Here is a 201-nt window from a genome sequence, read left to right as displayed (position 1 = left end):
TACACCGGCATGGCCGCCATCCAGTACACCAACGACCCGAACGCGGCGAGCGTCGCGCGTGGCTCGGACACGTCCTTCCTGTCCCTGCTGGTGATCATCGCGACCATGACGATCTTCGCGTTCACCATCGTGATGTACCTGATGGACAGCAACGACATTGACACGAACTTCGCCGCGGGCGATTGAACGAACGTTGTCCGT

General features: G+C 60.2%; 1 protein-coding gene. It reads left to right on the top strand.

Annotated features, from left to right (window positions below; genetic code table 11):
* Nucleotides 1-186 (top strand): hypothetical protein (locus DEIPI_RS40625; protein WP_027483476.1); only part of this gene is annotated, 186 nt, incomplete at its 5' end.
* Nucleotides 187-201: the final 15 nt, after the last annotated feature.

This window comes from Deinococcus pimensis DSM 21231, from assembly GCF_000519345.1.
GTDB lineage: Bacteria > Deinococcota > Deinococci > Deinococcales > Deinococcaceae > Deinococcus_A > Deinococcus_A pimensis.
Note: the sequence above shows the minus strand (reverse complement) of the source record. Positions and strands in the feature narration are given on the sequence as shown.